This is a genomic window from Mesorhizobium sp. CA6, from assembly GCF_020165035.1.
In the GTDB taxonomy this organism is placed as follows: domain Bacteria; phylum Pseudomonadota; class Alphaproteobacteria; order Rhizobiales; family Rhizobiaceae; genus Mesorhizobium.
In genome coordinates this window covers 1-22,303 of record NZ_JAIUHI010000032.1, presented here as the reverse complement: position 1 = coordinate 22,303, position 22,303 = coordinate 1, and the positions used below count along the sequence as shown (strand labels likewise).

Sequence of the window (22,303 nt, the reverse complement as noted above, 5' to 3'; positions counted from 1 at the left end):
AGCAAAATTTAACCGACTTTCTTAAGCGCGCCGGTAAGAAGCGAGCGCTAATGTTTCTTCCCATAACGAGGCCGGAAAAACCGGCCCTGAGAGAACCGGAAAACGGCCCTCAGGACTAACAGGGAAGACATCGATGAACACTGGACTGAAGCCAGTCTGGGCCGGGCGCAACATGCGTCTCGACCCATTTCGCCTGCCGCAGATGGTGAGCTATGCCACCCGCGACGACTATGGCGATGTGACCTTCACCATCGACCAGCGCGGCGCCGTCATCCGCCGTGTGCTGGAGATGAGCGGCGTGCCGGCGATCATCGCGCTGCCCCCCAATGCGTTCCGCGGCGTCGCCGCGCGCGCCATGGAGGATCCCGACGGCAACGTGACCGTGACGCTCGAGCTCCTCCACAATGATCCGATGCTGTCGGTGCCGCTCCTGGTCGCCGACGACCTCGACGACGTCGCCGCCGACTGGCGCGCCTGGGCCGATGCCTATCGCCTGCCGATGCTGCTGATCGAGGCCGACGGCATTGCCCGCACCCTGGAAGAATCGCTCGGCGCCGCCATCAAGGCGCTGCCGCCGCAGGAGCGCCGCAAGGGCCGTGTTTCCACCACGCGCCGCCCGCGCTTCCTCGCCCGCCGCAAGGCCGGCAACCTGGGCCTGAGGCTGGTCATCGATGGCCAGGAGATTATCGCAAGGGAGTAGTGCAGCACTTTTTTCCTTCTCCCCTTGTAGGAGAAGGTGGATCGGCGCGCAGCGCCGAGACGGATGAGGGGTGCTCCAGCGGAGTGAGACGCTGGTGTCCTCTGGAGCACCCCTCATCCGTCGCCTTCGGCGACACCTTCCCCCACAAGGGGGGAAGGGGGAGCCCGCTACACCAGCGGCTTCAGCCAAATCCACACGGACCCGCCGATCAGGCCGAGGAAGATCAGCCAGCCGACCTGGTTGTTCGACTTGAACAGTTTCAGGCATTGGTCCGGATTGTTGATGTCGAGTCGGATGATCTGGCGCGCCATATGCGCGCCGGCGGCGATCAGCCCGGCCAGCGCCACGATCGGCACCTGGGCGGATGCAAAGGCGATGGCGAAGCAGACCAGCGCGCCGCCATAGAGTCCGGTGAGCCAGGTCTTGGTGTTGTCGCCGAACAGCCGCGCCGTCGAGCGCACACCGACGATGGCGTCGTCTTCCTTGTCCTGATGCGCGTAGATCGTATCGTAGCCGATCACCCACAGGATCGAGCCGATATAGAGCATGATCGCCGGATCATCGAGATCGCCGAATTCGACCGCCCAGCCCATCAGCGCGCCCCAGGAGAAGGCCAGCCCCAGCACCAATTGCGGCCAGTTAGTGATGCGCTTCATGAAAGGATAGACCGCGACGATCGCCAGCGAGGCGATGCCGAGCGGAATGGCGAAGCCGTTGAACTGCAACAGCACGGCCAAGCCCACCAGCGCCTGGATGATGACGAAAGCCCAGGCCTGGCGGCGTGTCACCTTGCCGGCGGGCAGCGGCCGCGAGCGCGTGCGCTCGACCTGGTTGTCAATGTCCTGGTCGGCGAGATCGTTATAGGTGCAGCCGGCGCCGCGCATGGCGACAGCGCCGATGAAGAACAGCAATAGATACCAAGGCGTCGGCAGCAGCGTCAGCAGCGGGTCGGTCGGGCGCGGATAGGCGCCCGCGGCAAGCGCTGCCGACCACCAGCAGGGCCACAAAAGCAGCTGCCAGCCGATCGGCCTGTCCCAGCGCGCAAGCTGCGCATAGGGCCAGAGCCAGCGCGGCAGCACGCGGTAGACCCAATGGCCGCTCGGCGCGTCGGCGACACGGCCCTGGATCGCTTTCGACTGGACGGTTTCCATCACGCTGGAGTGGCAGCAGCTAAGGGCGTCGTCAAGCGGCCGCGTTGTCGCTCAAGCGCTGAAAACCTAGGCGGTGAAAACATCGTGACCGGCAAACCATGCCTTGGCGACCTCGATGAAGGCGACCGCTGCCTTCGACAGGCGCTGGCGCGTGTCGTGGGTCAGGATGATGCGCTGCATGGGCAGCGGATCGGAGAGCGGCTTGCAGACCAGCGGCAGGCCGTCATAGCTGCGGTCGCCATAGGGCCTCGTATAGCTGACCGCGACGCCGAAGCCGTTGGCCACCATGGAACGCTGCAGCTCGAACGAACTCGTCGTCGCCCGCGCGACCGGCGACAGGCCGCGGCTGAGGAAGAGGTCCAGCATATGCTGCCAGCTATGCGGTTGGTCGGTGGTGATCAGCGGATGCTGCGCGAGTTCGGCCAGGCTGACGGCGTGCTTGTCCGCCAGCACATGGCCGGCGGGCAGAAGCGCGTGCGGCCGCAATTCATGCAGCAGAATGCGCTTGAAATGGCCTGGAAGGCCGAGATCATAGGTGAGGCCGAGGTCGACGGCGCTGTCGGCCAGGCGCCGCCCCAATGTCTCGAAGGTTTCATCGCCGATGACGACGGTGACGGCCGGGCAGCGCTCGGCGAAGGCCCGCATCAGCGCCGGCGCGAAATAGGGCGCCAGATCCTCGAAGCAGCCGAGCGCCAGCTCGCCGCCGACATCGGCGTCACGCGAACCGAGCGCCGCCAGCTCGTCCGCCTCGCCCAGCACCTGCCTCGCCTTGGCCACGGCCCTGCGGCCGAAGGATGTCAGCGAAACGCCGCTGCCGCGCTGGCGCACGAACAGTTTTTGGCCCAGTGCGTCCTCGACATTGTCGATCGCAACCGAGATGGACGGCTGCGACACGTTCAACGCCTGGGCTGCCGCGGTCACGCTGCCATAGCGGGCGACGGCAACGACATAGCGCAATTGCGCGAGGGTCAGTCTCATAGGCTATAACTATAAACCAGATGGCAAGTTATTATTTTACCCGATGTCGGGCGCTTGCCATAGTCGCTTGTCAACTCAAGGAGAGCACGCCATGGCCAGCCCGAAGATCGATGCCTCGACGATTGCCGATTATCAGCGCGACGGCGCGGTCTGCATTCGCGGCGCCTTCAAGGACTGGGTCGATGTCATCGCCGACGGCATCGAGCGTAATATGCGCAACCGCAGCGCCGCCGCTTCCGACATCGCCGGCGGCAAGGGCAGCTTCTTCGACGACTATTGCAACTGGGAGCGCATCCCGGAATTCGTCAGGATCGTGCGCGAGTCGCCGGCCGCCGAGCTCGCAGCCGCGGTCATGCAGTCGCGCAGCGCCCAATTCTTCCACGACCACGTGCTGGTCAAGGAGCCGGGCACGCAGAAGCCGACGCCGTGGCACCAGGACATTCCCTACTACTTCGTCGACGGCAGCCAGACGGTGAGCTTCTGGATCCCGATCGATCCGGTGAAGGAAGCGACGCTGAGGCTGATCGCCGGCTCGCACAAATGGGAAAAGATGGTGCTGCCGGTGCGCTGGCTGAACGACGACAACTTCTACGCCGGCGAGGGCGACTACCTGCCTGTGCCCGACCCCGACAACGACCCGTCGATGAAGGTGCTCGAATGGGAGATGGAGCCGGGCGACGCCATCCTGTTCGACTTCCGCACCGCGCACGGTGCGCGCGGCAACCTGACGGCGGCGCGGCGCCGGGCACTGTCGCTGCGCTGGGTCGGCGACGACGCACATTATGTCGAACGTCCCGGCCGCACCTCGCCGCCCTATCCGGGTCACGACATGAAGCCCGGCCAGAAACTGCGCGAGGATTGGTTTCCCATCGTTTTCCAAAGCTGAGGCATTTTTTCAGACCAAGTTGGGGACACAGCAATTTCTGATGGGTCGGCTATATTTGCGCCGGCAATCGCATGTTGGAGATTGGCCGAACCGGCCCGCCCTCGTCATCCACGGGCGGAGCAAGGAGCGTAGCGACGCGCGCAGACCCGAGGATCCATGCCGTGATGCTGAGGCGTTGCAGGGGTGCAGAATTCTGCTCCGTCGCGGCCCTCGATCAATGTCACGGCATGGATCCTAGGGTCTCCGCGACGGAGCTGCGCTCCTGCTTCGCCCTAGGATGACGACGTTGATGAAACTTCAGCCAATCACCAACGCTTGCGCCGATTTCACGGAAATGAACGGCCAACATCTTGCTCGCCGATAAACGGCAACCTCCCAAATCCCTGTACCGGGGACTGGCCGGTGGCGGGACTTGTCTCATTGGCCTTGATGAGGCCCCTGTTCTCGTGCGCAATTGCCGCCAAAATGCCAAGACGCCTTGACCCGTCGCCCGCGGACCAATAGCGGGTTCAGGGAGACGATCAGCAAGAGGTGGCCATGAACGTTCTTCTTCTCGGTTCGGGTGGCCGCGAACATGCGCTGGCCTGGAAGATGTCCGCCTCGCCGCTGTTGACGAAGCTCTACGCCTCGCCCGGCAATCCGGGCATCGGCCGCATCGCCGAACAGGTCAAGCTCCACGTCGCCGACCATTCCACCGTCGCCGCCTTCTGCCAGGAAAAGAAGATCGATTTGGTCGTCGTCGGCCCGGAAGGTCCGCTGGTGGCCGGCATCGCCGACGATCTGCGCTCCTGGGGCATCCGCGTCTTCGGCCCCTCCAAGGCGGCTGCGAGGCTCGAAGGTTCGAAGGGCTTCACCAAGGATCTTTGCGCGAGGTTCAACATCCCGACCGCCGCCTATGGCCGCTTTAGCGACCTTGCCTCGGCAAAGGCCTATGTCGAGCAGACCGGCGCGCCGATCGTCATCAAGGCCGACGGGCTCGCCGCAGGCAAGGGCGTCACCATCGCTATGACGCTGGACGAAGCGAACGCCGCGCTTGAAGCCTGTTTCGACGGCGCCTTCGGGGCGGCCGGCGCCGAGGTCGTGGTCGAGGAATATCTGACCGGCGAGGAGGCAAGCTTCTTCTGCCTGTGCGACGGCGCCACGGCGCTCCCCTTCGGCACCGCGCAGGACCACAAGCGCGTCGGCGACGGCGATACCGGGCCGAACACCGGCGGCATGGGCGCCTATTCGCCGGCGCCGGTGATGACGCCGGAAATGACCGAGCGCACCATGCGCGAGATCATAGAGCCGACCATGCGCGGCATGGCCAATCTCGGCGCGCCTTTCGCCGGCATCCTCTTTGCCGGCCTGATGATCACCGACCAGGGCCCCAAGCTGATCGAATACAACACCCGTTTCGGCGATCCCGAATGCCAGGTGCTGATGATGCGGCTGAAGGACGATTTGCTCGTCCTGCTCAACGCCGCGGTCGACGGCCAGCTCGCGCATATGTCGGTCCGCTGGAGCGACGAGACGGCGCTGACCGTGGTGATGGCGGCCAGGGGTTATCCCGGCGCGCCGGAAAAGGGCTCCGTCATCCGCGGCCTCGACAAGGCGGAAGGCGAGGGCGTCCAGGTCTTCCATGCCGGCACCGCCATCAATGGCGGTGCGCTGGTCGCCAATGGCGGGCGTGTGCTCAACGTCACCGCGCTCGGCAAGACCGTCGGCGAGGCGCAGGCAAAGGCGTATGCGGCGATCGACCAGATCGACTGGCCGCAAGGCTTTTACCGCCACGACATCGGCTGGCGCGCCGTCGAGCGCGAGAAAGCCGGGGCGTAATTCCGGAATTCAGGCGGCCGCGCTCTTGCGCCGGCCTCGCGCCCAAGCCGGCAGCCAGTCGCCATGCGCGGCAAGCAGATCGTCGACCAGTGACCAGATCTGATCGAGGTCGAGCTCGGCCGCGGTGTGCGGGTCCATCATCGCCGCGTGGTAGATGTGCTCGCGGTTCTCGCTCATCAGCGCCCGCACCGTCAGCTCCTGCACATTGATGTTGGTGCGGATCAGCGCCGTCAGCTGCGGCGGCAGATCGCCGATGTAGGTCGGCTGGATGCCGGAGGCATCGACCAGGCACGGCACTTCCGCCGCGCAGTCGAAAGGCAGCGAGGTGATGCAGCCATTGTTGCGCACATTGCCGTAGATCACCGACGGCTCGCCGGTCCACACCGAATTCATGATCGAGGAAGCGTACTCCCTGGACTGCTCGACCTCGATCCGGTCGGCCGAGCGGTAGGCTTCCGCCTGGCCCGTCCAGCGCTCGATCTGCTCGATGCAGCGTTTCGGATATTCGTCGAGCGGAATGCCGTATCTCTCGATCAGGTCGGGTCGGCCGTCCTTGATGAAATAGGGCGTGTATTCGGCGAAATGCTCCGAGCTTTCGGTGACGAAATAGCCGAGCCTGGTCAGCATCTCGTAGCGCACCTTGTTCGGGCAGCGCGGGTTCCAGCCGGGTTTTGGCGCACGACCCTCGCGATAGGCGCGCACGAGGTCGGGATAGAGGTCGCGGTAGGTGCCGTCCGGCTGGCGATGCTCGAACTTGAGATAAAAGGCCATGTGGTTGATGCCGGCCGAGCGGTAGCGGATCTCCTCATAGGGAAGGTCGAGATCGTGCGCCAGTTCCATCGCCGTGCCCTGCACCGAGTGGCAGAGCCCGACCTGCTTGATCGTGGGATATTTCTCGGCGATCGCCCAGGTGTTGATCGCCATCGGGTTGACATATTGTAGCATGATCGCCTCGGGGCAGACCGCGAGCATGTCCTCGCAGATCTTCCATAGATGCGGCACGGTCCTGAGGCCCCGCATGATGCCGCCGACGCCGAGCGTGTCGGCGATGGTCTGGCGCAGGCCGTATTTCTTCGGCACCTCGAAGTCGGTGACGGTGCAAGGCTCGTAGCCGCCGATCTGGAAGGCGACGACGACGAAGTCGGCGCCGGAAAGCGCCTTGCGCTGGTCGGAATAGGTCTCGGCCTTCGCCTTGACGCCGAGCGTCGCGATCAGCTTGTTGACGACGACAGCGCTTTCTTCCAACCGCTGCGGGTTGATGTCCATCAGCGCGATGGTGGCGCCCGACAGCGCCGGCCGCTGCAGCACGTCGCCGACGATGTTCTTCATGAACACCGTCGAGCCTGCGCCGATGAATGTGATCCTGGGATTTCTTGCCACTGTAAAAACCTCCGGCACTTCTAAGCCACGTCGAAAGCGGCCCTGACGAGCCGTTCGGTGTAGGCGGTCTTGGGATTGGAAAGGACCTCGTCGACGGGTCCCTGCTCGACGATCTTGCCGTGCTGCATGACGATGACGCGATGGCAGAGCGCCCGCACCACCTTGAGGTCGTGCGAGATGAACAGATAGCTCAGGCCGCGCTCGTCCTGCAGCTTGCGCAACAGGTCGATGATCTGCGCCTGCACCGAAAGGTCGAGCGCCGAGGTCGGCTCGTCGAGCAGGATGAATTCGGGCTCCAGCGCGATGGCGCGCGCGATCGCGATGCGCTGTCGCTGGCCGCCGGAGAACTCGTGCGGGAAGCGCGACAGGATGTTGCCGGGCATGCCGGCGCTGACCAGCGCCTCGCGCACCCGCTCGTTCCGCTCGCGCCGCGTCGCGCCCAGCCTGTTGACGACCAGGCCTTCCTCGATGATCTGGCCGATCGTCATGCGCGGGTTGAGCGAGGAGAACGGATCCTGGAAGACGACCTGCATGCGCGAGCGCAGCGGCCGCATCTCGGTGCGCGACAGCTTCTCGATCGGCTGGCCGTCGAAGCGGATCTCGCCGCGCTTGGCGTCGGCCAGCCTGATCAGCGCCTGGCCGAAGCTGGTCTTGCCGGAGCCGGATTCGCCGACCAGCCCCAGCGTCTCGTGACGGCAAAGCTTCAGGTCAAGATCATCGACCGCGACCAACTCGCGCCAGTCCGGCTTGAGGAAGGAGCCGTGGCGCAGCATGAAGCAGACGCGCACGCCGTTCGCCTCGAGGATGGTGCCGCTGCTCTCCGGCAGTGGCTGCGGGCGGCCGCGCGGCTCCGAGGCGAGCAGCCGCTGCGTGTAAGGGTGCCGCGGGTCGGCGAACAGCCGCTCGGTGACGTTGTGCTCGCGCATTTCGCCATGCTGCATGACATAGACGTAGTCGGAGAACTTGCGCACCACGGTGAGATCGTGGGTGATCAGGATCACCGCCATCCGCAGTTCCTTCTGCAGGTTGCGGATCAGGTTCAGGATTTGCGCCTGCACCGTGACGTCGAGCGCGGTGGTCGGCTCGTCGGCGATCAGCACGTCGGGCTCGTTGGCCAAGGCCATGGCGATCATCACCCGCTGCCGCTGACCGCCCGACAGCTGATGCGGATATTGCTTCAGCCGCGCCTCCGGCTCGGGGATCTGGACATGCCGTAGAAGCTCGAGCGCGCGCGCCCAGGCTTGCCTGCGGCCCACCTTGCGATGCACTCGGATCGCCTCGACGATCTGGCTGCCGACCGTGTAGATCGGATTGAGCGAGCTCATCGGCTCCTGGAAGATCATCGAGATACGGTTGCCGCGCAGCTTGCGCCGGGCGCTCTCAGGGAATTTCAGGATGTTCTGCCCGAGATATTCGACGCTCGATCGCGGCGAGACGGTTGCCCGCCTGGACAACAGCCCCATGACGGTGCGCGCCGTCACCGACTTGCCGGAGCCGGACTCGCCGACGATCGCAATCGTCTCGCCGCGATAGATCTGGAAGGAGACGTCCTTGACCGCCTCGACGGTGCCGTGCTCGACCTTGAACGCGACCTCGATGTTGCGGGCGTCGATGACGGGTTGGTCGTGGCGTCCGCCATGGTCGAACCGGACGGCCGGCGCGAGGGAGTCTGCGATCGCGATCGTCGTCATCCGGCCACCTCAATAAGGATCGACGGCATCGCGCAGGCCGTCGCCCAGCGCGTTGAAGGCAAAGACGGTGATCAGCACGAAGCCGACCGGCGACAGGATCCACGGATAGGTGCCGATGACCGAATAGGTCGCCGTGTCCTGCAGCATCAGGCCCCAGGAGATCAGCGGCGGCTTCACCGCGAAGCCGAGGAAGCCGAGGAAGGATTCGAGCAGCACCACCGTCGGGATCGCCAGCGTCACGGCGACGATCACATGGCTCATCACATTGGGGAAGATGTGCTGCATGATGATGCGCCGATCGGTGGCCCCGACCGCCATGGCGGCGCGCACATAGTCGATCCGCGCCAGCGCCAGCGTCTTGCCGCGCACCTCGCGCGACATCTGCGCCCAGCCCAGCGCCGACATGACGATGATGACGAAGGCGAGGAAGACATTGGTCGGCGCGGTGACCGGGATCAGCGTCGTCAGCGCCAGATAAAGCGGCAATTGCGGGAAGGCGAGCACAAGCTCGACGAAGCGCTGCATCCAGACATCGAACTTGCCGCCGAAATAGCCGGAGATCATGCCGACGCTGGTGCCGATGACCGTGATGATGAAGACCACCGTCAGCGCGATCATCAGCGACACGCGCGAGCCGTGGATGGCGCGCGACAGCACATCGCGGCCGAACTTGTCGGTGCCGAGGAAATGCACCGGCTGGCCGTCCATCGAGGCGAAGAAATGCCGGTTCGCCGGAATGAGGCCGAGAAGCTTGTAGGGCGCGCCTTCGACGAAGAAGCCGAGCAGCCTTGGGTGGTCGTAGTCGGGGCCGACGATCGGCTGGAAGGTGACCGGATCGAGATCGGCCGAATCGGCCAGCGCGTAGACCCGCGGCCGCGCGACGAAATTGCCGTCCTTGTCATGGAAGGCGGGCAGTTGCGGCGGCGCGAAGGCGACGTCGGTCGCCTTGGGGTCCATCGGCGCCAGGAATTCGGCGAACACCGCCATGACAAGCAAGAGCGCGACCAGGCAAAGCCCGGCCATGCCGGTCCACGAACGCTTCAGCCGGCGCCAGACAAGCGCGATGTAGCTCTCATTGCCATGCGCGGCTTCGGCCACCGGGACGCTTTCGGCCGGCAAGGGCGTAAGGGATGGGGGCAGGGGTGAGGGATCGCGGGCCAGCATTTAGCGCTCCCCGAACTGGCGGATGCGCGGGTCGAGCAGGACCAGCAGCATGTCGGCGATGATGTTGCCGACGATCAGCGTCGCCGACAGCACCATCATGAAGGTCGCCGTGACATAGACGTCGCCGACCGCCATCGAGCCGACGATCGCCGGGCCGACAGTGGGCAGCGCGAAGATGATTGCCGTCTCGATCTCGCCGGTGAGCATATAGGGCAGCACCACGCCCTGATACATCACCAGCGGATGCAGCGCGTTGGGCACGGCGTGCCGCATCACCACGGCGCCGCCGGTAAGGCCTTTGGCCTTGGCCGTCTCGACATATTGCGCGTTGAGCGTGTCGAGCAGATTGCCGCGCATGACGCGCATATTGTAGGCGAGGCCGCCGAAGGTCGCGATCGCCACAACCGGCCAGACGTGTTTGACCAGGTCGACGAACTTCGCCCACGACCAGGGCGCGCCGCCATATTGCGGCGAGAAGAACGAGCCGATCTCGGAGACGTTGAACTGGAAGACCAAGAGGTAGACGATGATCAGCGCCATCAGGAAGCGCGGCACCGTCATGCCGAGGAACGAGATCGCCGAAAGTGTCGAATCGATCCAGCTGTACTGACGCGTTGCCGCCCATATGCCGAAGGTGATGCCGAGCACCGAGGCGAGCAGATGGCAGACCAGCGCCAGAAGCAAGGTGCGCGGCAGGCGCTCGCCCACCACATCGGCCACGGGCTTGTTGTAGTAGAGGCTGTAGCCGAAATCGCCGCGGGTGACGATGCCGCCGATCCAGTTGAGATACTGGATGGGCAGCGGCTTATCGAGGCCATGCTCGACGCGGTAGGCCTGGGCTTGTGCTTCAGCCTCGGCGTAGGAAGCGCCACCCTGGTTGATCAGCTGCGAGCGGATGTAATCCGCATAGTCGCCGGGCGGCGCCTGGATGATGGCGAAGGTGACGAGGCTCAAGATGGCGAGGACGGGAAGCGCCGACGCTATGCGCATAAGCAGGAATCGCAGCATGGGCGGTCAGCTTCCTTTCTGGCCGGTCGCTCCCTGAGGTGCGTTCGGAGGTTTCGTTGTCCGGCCGCGCCGCGGCGCGGCCGGACGTCTTTTCGTCAGGGGAGGTAAACCTTACATCGGACCCTTGTCACCCGGTTTGCCGGGAAGCTCCTCCGGATACAGTTCGTGCTTCGCCTGCTTGTCGGCGGCGACGAAGACACGTTCGCGGACGATCGAATCCTCGGCCCAGTTGAACATGTAGATCGGCGTGCCTTGCGGAATGTTCGAGAAGCGCTTGTTGATGATGAGCGCGCCCGGATACTCGGTCAGCCCGACATTGTAGACATGCTCGGTCGATATCTTCTGGAACTTTCGCATCAGGTCGGCACGCTGGTCGTTGTCCTGCGTCGTTACGAACTTGTTGACGATGTCCACGAGGTCCTTCTCGAAGGGCATCAGGTCGACTTCGCCGCTTTCCGGCGCGCGGTGATTCCAGCTGGTCTTCGGGCCGACAGGAGCAAGTTGCTCGGTGTTCTGCACCACCGAGGTCAGCTCGGTCTCGTTGCGCCGGATCAGCCAATCGAAACGGCCGGAATATTGGATAGCGTCGCGCTGCGTTCCGTTGACCCCGTTGAGCACGACCCTCAGCCCGAGCTTTTCCATCTGCGCGACCACGCCTTCGGCGAGGCTCTTGTCGGTGGTGTAGTCGTTGTTGACCAGCATCACGATCTCGACATTCTTGCCGCCGGCGGTGCCGGCCGGGAAGTTCACGATGCCGTCGCCATCAGTGTCCTTCAGCCCGGCCTTGGCAAGCTCGGCCTTGGCGCCTTTGAGATCGAACGGATAGTAGACGGTCGACTTGCGGTCATAGAAGCTGGTGCCCGACGAGAAGCCGCCCGGATAGATGGCGGTAAACGGACCCTTGACCAGCGAGTCGCCCAGCGCCTTGCGGTCGAGCGCCATGGTCACCGCCTTGCGGAAGTCCTCGTTGCGGTTCAATTCGCGCAGCGCCTGGCCGCGTTCGTCCGGGTTGCCCCAGCCATTGGCGGAGAAATTCATGCGCAGATTGTAGCCGATGAGGCGCGGGCCGAAGGCAAGCCGGGCCGGCGCGTTCGGGTCGGCCGCGCGCTTCAGCGAGGCGACGAAATTCTCGGGCTGCTCAAGGTTCGAGAAGTCGCCGGAGCCCGCCACCGCCTGGACGTCGCGGTCGGCCCAGGTCGACAGCTTGTATTGCAGCTCGTTGAGATAGGGCAGCTGGTGGCCCTTTTCGTCGACCTTCCAATAGTAGGGGTTGCGCCGCAAGACGATGATATCGTCCGGCCGGTATTCGACCGGCACCCAGGCGCCCATCACCGGCATGTTCATATAATCCGGCGGGAAGGCGTTCTTGAACTGGTCGTAGGTGTTCTTCGAATATTTCGGATGCTGCGGCTTCAGGATATGCGAAGGGCCCGGACAGAAGGTGCCGTAGGCCATCGCATAGAGATATTGCCGCGGGAACGCCTCCTTGAAGGTCCACTCGACGGTGTAGTCGTCGACCTTCTTCAGCGTCGTGCCGACGCCGAAGGTTTCGGGCGTGGCGCCGTTCAGCGGCGAGACATTGGGATCGACGACCTCGTCATCCCAGTAGAACATGACGTCGTCGGCGTTGAAGGGCGCGCCGTCCGACCATTTAGCGCCTTCGATCAGATGCATGGTGAGCTTGTGGCCGTCACTCGACCAGTCCCAGCTCTTGGCAAGGTTCGGAAGCGGCTCGGTGTCCTTGGCCTCGACCTGGAACAGCGGCGCCGTGCGCGTCAGGCATTCGGACAAGCCGATATCGATGCCGCCCCAGCCTTGCGTCTGGCCGGCGCCGTAGTTCCAGCCTTCCGGCCTGCCGCCGATGACGTGGCGCATCGTGTCGCCATAGACGCCGATGCCGTCGGGCATGTTGCCGGTCTTGAAGACCAGCGGCTCCTTGGGCAGTCTGTCCTTGACCGGCGGCAACTTGCCGGTCTTGACGTATTTCTCCGTTACCCAGTCCGGCTCGTGATATTCGGGCAGCGCCTTGAACTCCAGGATGGAGTCGCGCGCCACATAGTGGATCTTACCTTCGGCCGGGAATGTCGCCGGCTGCGGCGGCACGGTCGGTTCGGACGCGAAAGCGTTGAGTGCATGGACTGAAACGCTCAGCATCAGCCCGGCGGCGATACCAATTCTATGCAGGTTCCTCATAGTCTCCTCCCAGATGTTTGGATGTCTGCTGTTGCCCGCCTCTTGTTCGGGACGGCTCATTCCGACGGGACCTGCCTCCTGCAGGTCCGGCTGCTTGTCCCAGTCTCAGCCGGCCTGTTTCAGCGCCGCCTTCTCGGCGCGCAATTCCTCGATCGAGCGCACGCTGCGCCGCGCCGCGCCTGCCCATTCACGCGTCTTGACCTTGGATTTCGAAAGCCGCTCCTTTGCCGCCGGAACGGCATGCGCATATTGCGGCAGCCATTGAGCCTGCGCGACGACCATCTCGTCCACCATCTGCCAGACCTCTTCCGGCGTCGACACGGCTCCGACCAGCGGATCGTGCAGCACGGCGAGCTTCAACAGGTCGATGTCGCCGGCGATGGCGGCATGCACCGACATGCGCTGGACGTTGATCGAAGCCATGCAGGTGGCCGCGCAGGCTTCCGGCAAGGTGATGCCGGCCGCCATGTTGATGCCGAACCGGTCGACGAAGCCGGGCGATTCGATGATGGCATCCTGCGGCAGGTTGGTGATCACGCCGTTGTTCTTGACGTTGAAATGGCCGCGATAGACGCGATTGGTCTCAAGCGCCTCGAGGATGTGGCTGGCGTGTTCGTTCGAGCGTTTTGCCGAGTCGATCGGCTTCGAGGCCGCTTCGAGAAATTGCGGATATTCCGTCTCGAACCAGTTGCGGGTTTCGGTCGAGTAGCGCAGGTAGCCGCCCGTCTCGCCATGGATCCAGTCCGACATGTCGATCCAGCGCGCGATCTCGTCGGGACGCTTGCGATACCAGGGCAGATATTCCGACAGGTGGCCGTTGCTTTCGGTCGAATAGACCCCAAAACGCTTCAGCACGTCGATGCGCAGCTTTTCCTGCTTCGAATAGACCGGATGCGCCTCGAAGGCGGAGATCAATTCGTCCTTGCCGATCGGCCGGCCGTTCAGCTTGAGCTCGATGAACCAGGTCTGGTGATTGATGCCGGAGCAGACATAGTCGAGCTCCTTGGGCGACTTTGCGCCGAGCACCTGGGCAATCTGCTCGGCGCCATGCTGAACGCCGTGGCAGAGGCCGACCGTGTCGACCTTGCCGTATTCGATCGCGGCCCAGGTGTTCATCGCCATCGGGTTGGCGTAGTTCAGGAACTTAGCGCCGGTGGCGGCGACCTCCCTTATATCCTTGCAGAAGTCGAGGATCACCGGAATGTTGCGCTGGCCGTAGAGGATGCCGCCGGCGCAGATCGTGTCGCCGACGCACTGGTCGATGCCGTATTTCAGCGGGATGCGGATGTCGTCGGCATAGGCTTCGAGCCCGCCGACGCGCACGCAGCTGATGATATAGCGCGCGCCCTCCAGCGCCTCGCGGCGGTTGGTGGTCGCCGTCACCTTGGTCGGCAGCTTGTTCGCCTCGACGATCCTGTCGAGGATCGCCTTGATCATCGCCAGATTGTGCTCGCTGACATCAGTCAGCGCGAATTCGATATCCTCGAACTCCGGCACGCATAAAATGTCGGTGAACAGCTTCTTGGTGAAGCCGACGCTGCCGGCGCCGATAATAGCGATTTTGAAACTCATCACCTTCACCTCGATCCAATCGAATGCTAGGCAAGGAGCAAAGGAGAGAACATGGCCGCGCGCAACAGCGCGCATGCCATCCAAAGCCGGAAATCCGGCTCTTTCTCCTCCCGCCCGCTCCTCGACCGCGGGTCTTTCGCGTTCTTGAGGGCCGGATTATGCGCTTATTCGCCGACGGGGCCAGAGAAGGATTATGCTTTCGAGGGTAATTTTGTGCTGCGGGACCTGATCGCCAACGGAAAGCTGATGCGGACGATCTCGCTGCCGCGCGGCCGCCAGCGCCTGCACGCCATGCCGACCAGCACGGGCTATGAACTGCGCGAGGACGAGGCATATGACTGGGACGGCAGGAAGCGCGGCCAAACCCCATTCACCGTGCTCCAGCATACGATCAGCGGCACCGGCCAATTGCGCTACGAGAGCCGCAATTACCGCCTGCAGGCGAACGACACGCTGCTGGTTCTGGTGCCGCACAATCATCGCTACTGGTTGGCCAAGGGCGACCGCTGGGAATATTTCTGGATCTCGATGAACGGCGAGGAGGCGCTGCGCATCCACAAGTCCATTCTCAGCGTCTCGGGCCCGGTGTTGCGGCTGCAGCCGGCCACCATCGATCACCTTGCCGATTGCAGCCTGCGGCTGATCAAGGGCGCCGCTTCGCCAGGCGCGGCCTCGGCGATCGCCTACGAGGCGGCAATGGCGCTTTATGATGACGTCTTCGGCTCGCACGCCTTCGCCGAGAAGCAAAGCGCCATGCAACCGGTCATCGACCACATCAACGCCAATCTCGACAAGCCGCTGCCGGTGGCGGAGCTGGTTCAGATCAGTGGCTTGAGCCGCGCCCATTTCTCGCGCTGCTTCGCCGAGAGCGAAGGATTGCCGCCGGCCGAATTCGTGCTGCAGCAGCGCCTGCAACGCGCGGCGAAACTCCTGACCAAGGCCGATTTCCTGCCGGTCAAGGAAGTCGCGGTGCTGTGCGGCTTCGAGGACGCGAACTACTTCTCCAAGGTCTTTCGCCGCTGTTACGGCATCAATCCGACGCAGTTTCGCACCACCGGCATGTATGCCAGCCTGGGCAGCCATCGTTGATGTCCTCGGCTCCTGGAAGAAGTCGGCTCTTGGAAGAAGTCAGCGCTTGGCGCTGTCGAGCGCCGTTGAGGCGGTGCTGACCGGATCGGCGGCAGCGGCGAAGGCCGCCTCGATCTGCTCGGGCGTGCGCTGTCCGGAGCGTTTCCAGGCGACATATTGCGCGATGCCGAAGCCGGCGCGCCGCGGCACCGTCTTTACCACCGGCATGCGGAATCCGTCGCGGAATGTCGCCCAGCGCGCACCGAGCACAGCCACCATCTCCTCGAAGGTCGGCGGCGCCGCCACGTCGGCATAGGTGATCGTCACCTTGCCGGCGAGCGCCGCTTCGCGCGAGAGCGGCACCGGGATCGAGGCGAGGTAGTCGGCCGGCACGTCGAGCAGGCCGCCAAAAGCCCATTGCCGGCGCAATTCGTCGGCGCTCATCGGCGCGACGCTGACGTCGATGTCGTTGGGCGTGCCAGGCACGCGGTAGGGGCAACGGAAGCGGCCGCAATTGGTGTGCGCGGAGAATTGCCAGAGCGCATAGCCCTGCCAGTTGCCCATCGGGAAATGCACGTCGATATCCGGCTTGTAGCGCGCATACCAGAGCGGCAGCCGCGACAGGAGCCGGTATTGGTAGCGGTTGTCGGCGATATACTGGGCGGTCTTGCCGTTGACATAGAGCACCGGAAAGCGGCCGAGGCGGCGATGCACCTGGCGCACGAATTCTTCCGCGTCCTCCAGCGACATCCATTGCGTTGCATCGATGCCTTCGATGTCGAGGGCCATCAGCTCGTCGGGCGCCGGCTCGGCGAAATCGATGAAATTATTGGCCTGCTCGACCGGGTTGCCAGGCCGCGCCAGGTGATAGGCGCCCCATTTCAGGCCGAGCGCCTTGGCCACCACCTTGCGCGTCTGGAACAATTCGCGCGTCACCGCATAGCGCTTCCACTGCGCCTTGCAGAGTTTGACGTCGGCTTCGGCGCCGAAGCAGAAATAGGGCGGCGGCAGCCCGTCGGACGCCTTGTTGATGAAGCCGGCGACACGCTTGTCGGTGACGAGCTGCTGCCAGTCGATCGAATTGTATTCGTAGGCGTCGATGACCAGCGGACGGTCGACATTCTTCCACGGCTCGGAGAAATCCGAGGCCTTTGCCGCCGTGCCCAGCGCAATCGCCGCCGCGAGAAGCGCCAGGCGGCGAAGAGGGCGCGCCGGCTTTTTCAATCAGGGTGTCCCCACTGACCAGAGAACGATCCTGGACCGCTATGGTTAAGGAAGTGCTTTCAAAACATCGGCTGCTTCGACCTGCTCCGAAACGTCAAAAAAGTATCGGTCGGGTGGACAAGCCGTGGTGGCAGGCGTTTCAATTGCCGCCTAAGCTTCAATCACGGCGGCCAGTGGGAATACACAGGCCTGCCTGACGAAGCGCAGCAACCGGTCCCAAGACCGGACCCGCGCGGGGAGGAAATGAAGATGAATCCGGACCTGGAAGTCGTCCAGATCAGACAGGGAGAGTCGTTCAAGGCCTGGGCCCACGGCTATCCTTTCCGCACCGTGCGCTGGCACTTCCACCCCGAATACGAGCTGCATCTGGTCGTCGCCACCACCGGCCGCTATTTCGTCGGCGACTTCATCGGCGAGTTCGAGCCGGGCAATCTGGTGCTCACCGGGCCCAATTTGCCGCACAACTGGGTCAGCGACGTGCCGCCGGGCGAAACCGTGCCGCTGCGCGGCCGTGTGGTCCAGTTCTCGGAAGAATTCATCGCCGGCGCCTCCGCCGCCTTGCCCGAACTTGCCGCCTGCGCCGGCATCCTCGAAACCAGCCGCCGCGGCGCGCTGTTCTCGCCGGCGACGGCTGAGCTCGTGGCGCCCCTGCTGGCGGAACTGACCGAGGCGCAGGGCGTGCGCCGCCTGTCGCTGTTCATGGCCGTGCTCGATATATTGAGCCGCGCCGGCGACGTCCGCACGCTGGCCAGCGCGGGCTATCTGCCCGACCCCTCGGGCTTCATGTCGGCCGGCATCAACCAAGCGCTCGCTTACATCAACTGCCACCTGACCGAGCCTTTCAGCGAAGGGACGCTTGCCGAGATCGCCGGGCGCAGCCCGAGCGCGTTCTCGCGCAGCTTCCGCCGCCACACCGGAATGGCATTGGTGCAGTATGTCAACCGCCTGCGCATCAACCTTGCCTGTCAGCTGCTGATGAGCGAGGACCAGATGTCGATCACCGAAATCTGCTACGCCGCCGGCTACAACAACATCTCGAATTTCAACCGTCAGTTCCTGGCGCAGAAAGGCATGTCGCCTTCGCGCTTCAGGGCCTTGTTGGCTGAGAATATCAACGCGGAGATAGCCGCCTAACAGGGAGGAAGCGGGAGGAGCCTAGAGCAATTGCGAAGCGGTTGAACGCGGCGAGCTTGCCGTAGCCTCCGTCCGCAATTGGTCAAACAACAAAAGATTCAGGGAAGGACGCGGGGTGCGGAGCACCCTGTGCTGGAGATCGTTTGTTTCGAATCCAGCACGTTCAGGAGGATGCTTGTAGAGTTTACCGGGATCGGATCGATCCTCGGCCGCTGACAATACTCCTCCCAACAGTTCGACATGCAGTCAAGGCCTGGCGCGTCGTCCACCGCGCAGGTCCTCGTGAAACCATTTCTCGAAACGGAGACATTCGAATGACCAGACATGCTTGGAAATCGCCGTTTGCCTTTAAATCGACGATCGCGGCCGTTTTCGCGGTCTCGCTGCTCGGCAGCACCGCGGCCTTCGCCGACACGGTAACCGATGCTACGGTTGCCTTCCTGATGCCCGATCAGGCGTCGACCCGCTACGAGCAGCACGACTATCCCGGCTTCGTCGCCGAGATGAAGAAGCTCTGCCCGGGGTGCAAGGTGATCTATCAGAACGCCGACGCCGATGCGGCCCGTCAGCAGCAGCAGTTCAATTCGGCGATCTCGCAGGGCGCCAAGGCGATCGTCCTCGACCCGGTCGATTCGACCGCCGCCGCCTCGCTGGTGAAGCTCGCCCAGAGCCAGGGCGTCAAGGTGATCGCCTATGACCGGCCCATCCCGACGGCGCCCGCCGATTTCTACGTCTCCTTCAACAATGAAGGCATCGGCAAGGCCATCGCCGACTCGCTGGTCGAGCACCTCAAGGCTCTGAAGGTCGACCCGGCCGGCGGCGGCCTGCTGCAGATCAACGGCTCGCCGACCGATGCTGCCGCCGGCCTGATCAAGAAGGGCATCCACGAAGGCCTCGACAACAGCGGCTATCCGATCCTGGCCGAGTTCGACACGCCGGAATGGGCGCCGCCGAAGGCGCAGCAATGGGCGAGCGGCCAGATCACCCGCTTCGGCACCAAGATCCTCGGCGTCGTCGCTGCCAATGACGGCACCGGCGGCGGCGCGGTCGCCGCTTTCAAGGCAGCAGGCGTCGATCCGGTTCCGCCGGTGACGGGTAATGATGCGACCATCGCTGCGCTGCAGCTGATCATCGCCGGCGACCAGTACAACACCATCTCCAAGCCGAGCGAGATCGTTGCGGCGGCCGCGGCCAACGTGGCCGTCAAGCTGTTGTCGGGCGAGAAGCCGAAGGCAGAGATGACGCTCTACGACACGCCCTCGCAGCTGTTCACGCCGGCGGTGGTGACGCAGGAGAACCTCAAGGCCGAGATCATCGACAAGAAGATCAACACGGCGGCCGAACTCTGCGTCGATCGCTATGCCGAGGGCTGCAAGAAGCTCGGCATTACGAAGTGATCCATATGGGCATCCGGCCGCTCCTTGGCGGCCGGATGTCCAATGAACGACAGTCAAGAAAGGCGGCGCATGAGTGAAAGTCCCGAAAGGTCGGCTTCCGTCGGCGAGCTGGTGCTCAGCCTGCGCGGCATATCGAAGAATTTCGGCGCCGTTTCGGCGCTGACCGATATCGATTTCGATGTCCATGCCGGCGAGGTCGTCGCGCTGGTCGGCGACAACGGCGCCGGCAAGTCGACGCTGGTCAAGATTCTCGCAGGCGTGCATCAGCCGAGCGCGGGAACGATCAATTTCCGCGGCAAGCCGGTCACGCTGCCCGATCCGCGCGCGGCGCTGACGCTCGGCATCGCCACAGTGTTCCAGGACCTGGCGCTCTGCGAAAACCTCGATGTGGTCGCCAACATTTTTTTAGGCAACGAGCTCAGCCCGCTGCGGCTGGACGAGGTGGCGATGGAGATGCGCGCCTGGACGCTGCTCAACGAATTGTCGGCGCGCATCCCGAGCGTGCGCGAGGCGGTCGCCTCGCTGTCCGGCGGCCAGCGCCAGACGGTCGCCATAGCGCGCTCGCTGCTGCTCGAGCCGAAACTCATCCTGCTCGACGAGCCGACCGCGGCGCTTGGCGTCGCCCAGACGGCTGAAGTGCTCAACCTCATCGACCGCGTCCGCGCGCGCGGCCTCGGCGTCGTGATGATCAGCCACAACATGGAGGATGTCCGCGCCGTCGCCGACCGCATCGTGGTGCTGCGGCTGGGGCGCAACAACGGCGTCTTCGAGCCCGACGCCTCGAACCAGGATCTGGTGAGCGCCATCACCGGCGCGTCCAACAACGCGGTGTCGCGCCGGGTCGAGCGCCTGCGGGCGGAGCGTGATCGCAGCGGCAGCGCACAGGCGGGGGAGCAGCGCCCATGACGGCAGAGAAAAGCACCTCCGCCCCAATGGCGCTCGACCGCGCCGATGCGCGAGTGAAGCATGAAGCCGGCTTCGGCGGCGCGCTCCGCGCCTTCCTCGACCGCGTGCGCAGCGGCGATCTCGGTTCGCTGCCGGTCATCGTCGGCCTTGTGGTCATCTGGACCGTGTTCACCAGCCTCAACCCGGTCTTCGTTTCCAGCAGCAATCTGGTCAACCTCCTGTTCGACTGCTCGACGGTCGGAGTCATCGCGCTCGGCATCGTCTGCGTGCTGATGGTCGGCGAAATCGATCTCTCCGTCGGCTCGATCAGCGGCTTCGCCTCGGCGATGGTCGGCACGCTCTGGGTCAACCAGGGCTGGCCGGTCGCGCTCGCCATTCTCGCGGCGTTGGCCTTCGGCGCCCTGATCGGCTCGCTCTATGCCCTGCTGTTCAACCGTCTGGGCATGCCGAGCTTCGTTTCGACGCTGGCCGGCTTGCTCGCGGTGCTGGGCATGCAGCTCTACATTCTCGGCTCCACCGGCTCGATCAACCTGCCATACGGCTCCGCTTTGGTGGATTTCGGCCAGCTGATGGTGATGCCGAAATGGGTATCGTACACGCTGGCAGCGATCCCGGGCTTGGCGCTGCTGATCTCCGGGCTTCGCACCTTCGCGCGCCGCCGGGCGGCCAACCTGTCCGCACCGTCCGTGACCGGGCTCATCGTGCGCGTCGCCGTCATTACCGTCGGCCTCGAGCTGATCGTCGCCTATCTCAACCAGTCACGTGGCATCCCGTGGATGTTCGGCCTGTTCGTCGGTCTCGTCGTGGCGATGAACTATGCGCTCACCCGGACCAAATGGGGGCGCTCGATGACCGCCGTCGGCGGCAACCGCGAGGCAGCACGGCGCGCCGGCATCAAGGTGCGCGCCATCTATCTCAGCGCTTTCGCGCTCTGCTCGCTCTTTGCCGCGCTGGGCGGCGTGCTGGCGGCTGCGCGGCTCGCTTCCGCCAGCCAGCAGGCCGGCACCGGCGACGTCAACCTGAACGCGATCGCGGCCGCGGTCATCGGCGGCACCAGCCTGTTCGGCGGCCGCGGCAGCGCCTATTCCGCGCTGCTCGGCATCATCGTCATCCAGTCGATCGCCAGCGGGCTGACGCTGCTCGATCTATCCTCGTCGCTTCGCTACATGATCACCGGTGCCGTTCTGGCCATCGCCGTGATCGTCGACTCCCTCGCGCGCCGCTCCCGTGCTTCGCACGGCCGCGCCTGAACAGTTCAAACGAGAAGGGTACACATGGCTCAAGATCTTTCGGGAAAAGTCGCCGCGGTCACCGGCGCGGCGTCGGGCATCGGTCTCGAATGCGCCAGGGCGATGCTCGCCGCCGGCGCCCGCGTCGTGCTGGTCGACCGCGCGGAGGACAGGCTGAAGGAGGTGGTCGCCGAGCTCGGCGACGGCGCGATCCCGCTGGTGGTCGACCTCACCAACCCGGCAAGCCTGGCGACCATGATGCCCGGCATCCTCGAAAAGGCCGGCCAGCTCGACATCTTCCACGCCAATGCCGGCTCCTATGTGGGCGGCGAGATCCTCAACGGCGATCCGGATGCCTGGGACCGCATGCTGAACCTCAACATCAACTCGGTGTTCCGCTCGGTGCACGCAGTGCTGCCGCATATGGTCGAACGCAAGACCGGCGACATCATCGTCACCAGCTCTATCGCGGGCCTCGTCCCTGTCGTCTGGGAACCGGTCTACACGGCCTCCAAGCACGCCATCCAGGCCTTCGTCCATACGCTGCGCCGGCAGGTCGCCAAGCACGGCCTGCGCGTCGGCGCGGTGGCGCCGGGGCCGGTGGTGACCGCGCTGATCAGCGATTGGCCGAAGCAGAAGCTCGAAGACGAGCTGGCGGCCGGTGGCCTGATGCAGCCCACCGAGGTCGCCGACGCCGTCCTGTTCATGCTGACGCGACCGAGAAACATCACCATTCGGGATCTGGTGATCCTGCCGCAGAGCAATGATTTGTAAGGGGAGTAGGGGAGTAGGGGAGTAGGGGAG

At 64.4% G+C, this 22,303-nt stretch carries 18 protein-coding genes; 9 read left to right on the top strand and 9 right to left on the bottom strand.

Going from position 1 to position 22,303, the window contains the following annotated elements; genetic code table 11:
- Positions 1-133 precede the first annotated feature (133 nt).
- A complete protein-coding gene (locus LB526_RS28935) occupies positions 134-700 on the top strand; it encodes a DUF6101 family protein (protein WP_071074058.1) in 567 nt (188 codons plus the stop codon).
- 167 nt (positions 701-867) lie between these two features.
- On the opposite strand, the gene ubiA is transcribed toward LB526_RS28935, so the two are convergent.
- Together ubiA and LB526_RS28925 are read right to left on the bottom strand one after the other, a co-directional pair.
- Complete coding sequence (ubiA, locus tag LB526_RS28930) at positions 868-1,851, bottom strand: 4-hydroxybenzoate octaprenyltransferase (protein WP_224547059.1); 984 nt, start codon at positions 1,849-1,851, stop codon at positions 868-870.
- 66 nt (positions 1,852-1,917) lie between these two features.
- Entirely contained in the window at positions 1,918-2,829 is a 912-nt protein-coding gene (locus LB526_RS28925) for a LysR family transcriptional regulator (protein WP_224630589.1), read from the bottom strand.
- Between the two features lie 91 nt (positions 2,830-2,920).
- Here LB526_RS28925 and LB526_RS28920 point away from each other — a divergent pair, with 91 nt between their 5' ends.
- Both LB526_RS28920 and purD read left to right on the top strand, forming a co-directional pair.
- On the top strand, positions 2,921-3,715 hold the full coding sequence (locus tag LB526_RS28920) for a phytanoyl-CoA dioxygenase family protein (RefSeq protein WP_224630588.1): 795 nt from the start codon (positions 2,921-2,923) through the stop codon (positions 3,713-3,715).
- A 537-nt stretch (positions 3,716-4,252) separates the two neighbouring features.
- Entirely contained in the window at positions 4,253-5,533 is a 1,281-nt protein-coding gene (purD, locus tag LB526_RS28915; protein WP_224630587.1) for a phosphoribosylamine--glycine ligase, read from the top strand.
- 9 nt (positions 5,534-5,542) lie between these two features.
- On the opposite strand, the gene LB526_RS28910 is transcribed toward purD, so the two are convergent.
- From LB526_RS28910 to LB526_RS28885, 6 genes are all read right to left on the bottom strand, one after another.
- Positions 5,543-6,913 (bottom strand): alpha-glucosidase/alpha-galactosidase, encoded by a 1,371-nt coding sequence (locus tag LB526_RS28910; protein ID WP_224630586.1) that lies wholly within the window; start codon positions 6,911-6,913, stop codon positions 5,543-5,545.
- Between the two features lie 20 nt (positions 6,914-6,933).
- Entirely contained in the window at positions 6,934-8,604 is a 1,671-nt protein-coding gene (locus LB526_RS28905; RefSeq protein ID WP_224630585.1) for an ABC transporter ATP-binding protein, read from the bottom strand.
- Positions 8,605-8,613: 9 nt separating this feature from the next.
- Positions 8,614-9,768 (bottom strand): ABC transporter permease, encoded by a 1,155-nt coding sequence (locus LB526_RS28900; RefSeq protein ID WP_095770162.1) that lies wholly within the window; start codon positions 9,766-9,768, stop codon positions 8,614-8,616.
- Entirely contained in the window at positions 9,769-10,776 is a 1,008-nt protein-coding gene (locus LB526_RS28895; RefSeq protein ID WP_224601313.1) for an ABC transporter permease, read from the bottom strand.
- A 111-nt stretch (positions 10,777-10,887) separates the two neighbouring features.
- Positions 10,888-12,969, bottom strand: a complete 2,082-nt coding sequence (locus LB526_RS28890; RefSeq protein ID WP_224630584.1) for an ABC transporter substrate-binding protein — start codon at positions 12,967-12,969, stop codon at positions 10,888-10,890.
- A gap of 105 nt (positions 12,970-13,074) precedes the next feature.
- Complete coding sequence (locus LB526_RS28885; RefSeq protein WP_224630583.1) at positions 13,075-14,541, bottom strand: alpha-glucosidase/alpha-galactosidase; 1,467 nt, start codon at positions 14,539-14,541, stop codon at positions 13,075-13,077.
- 246 nt (positions 14,542-14,787) lie between these two features.
- Between LB526_RS28885 and LB526_RS28880 the strand changes: the two genes are divergently transcribed.
- Positions 14,788-15,630: an AraC family transcriptional regulator gene (locus tag LB526_RS28880; protein ID WP_263482280.1), complete on the top strand. Its 843-nt coding sequence runs from the start codon at positions 14,788-14,790 to the stop codon at positions 15,628-15,630.
- Positions 15,631-15,669: 39 nt separating this feature from the next.
- Here LB526_RS28880 and LB526_RS28875 read toward each other — a convergent pair whose 3' ends face one another.
- Positions 15,670-16,833, bottom strand: a complete 1,164-nt coding sequence (locus LB526_RS28875) for a glycoside hydrolase family 25 protein (RefSeq protein WP_224630582.1) — start codon at positions 16,831-16,833, stop codon at positions 15,670-15,672.
- A 249-nt stretch (positions 16,834-17,082) separates the two neighbouring features.
- Between LB526_RS28875 and LB526_RS28870 the strand changes: the two genes are divergently transcribed.
- The 5 genes from LB526_RS28870 to LB526_RS28850 all read left to right on the top strand — a co-directional run bounded on the left by LB526_RS28870 (position 17,083) and on the right by LB526_RS28850 (position 22,273).
- Complete coding sequence (locus LB526_RS28870) at positions 17,083-17,967, top strand: AraC family transcriptional regulator (RefSeq protein WP_224630581.1); 885 nt, start codon at positions 17,083-17,085, stop codon at positions 17,965-17,967.
- A gap of 314 nt (positions 17,968-18,281) precedes the next feature.
- Positions 18,282-19,364: a sugar ABC transporter substrate-binding protein gene (locus LB526_RS28865; RefSeq protein WP_224630580.1), complete on the top strand. Its 1,083-nt coding sequence runs from the start codon at positions 18,282-18,284 to the stop codon at positions 19,362-19,364.
- Between the two features lie 69 nt (positions 19,365-19,433).
- Entirely contained in the window at positions 19,434-20,270 is an 837-nt protein-coding gene (locus LB526_RS28860) for an ATP-binding cassette domain-containing protein (RefSeq protein ID WP_224630579.1), read from the top strand.
- Positions 20,267-21,520: a sugar ABC transporter permease gene (locus LB526_RS28855; protein WP_224630578.1), complete on the top strand. Its 1,254-nt coding sequence runs from the start codon at positions 20,267-20,269 to the stop codon at positions 21,518-21,520. Before LB526_RS28860 ends, LB526_RS28855 begins: the two co-directional genes overlap by 4 nt.
- A 24-nt stretch (positions 21,521-21,544) precedes the next feature.
- The gene (locus LB526_RS28850; RefSeq protein WP_224630577.1) at positions 21,545-22,273 is read left to right on the top strand and encodes an SDR family oxidoreductase; all 729 of its coding nucleotides are present in this window, start codon (positions 21,545-21,547) and stop codon (positions 22,271-22,273) included.
- The last annotated feature ends 30 nt before the right edge of the window (positions 22,274-22,303 follow it).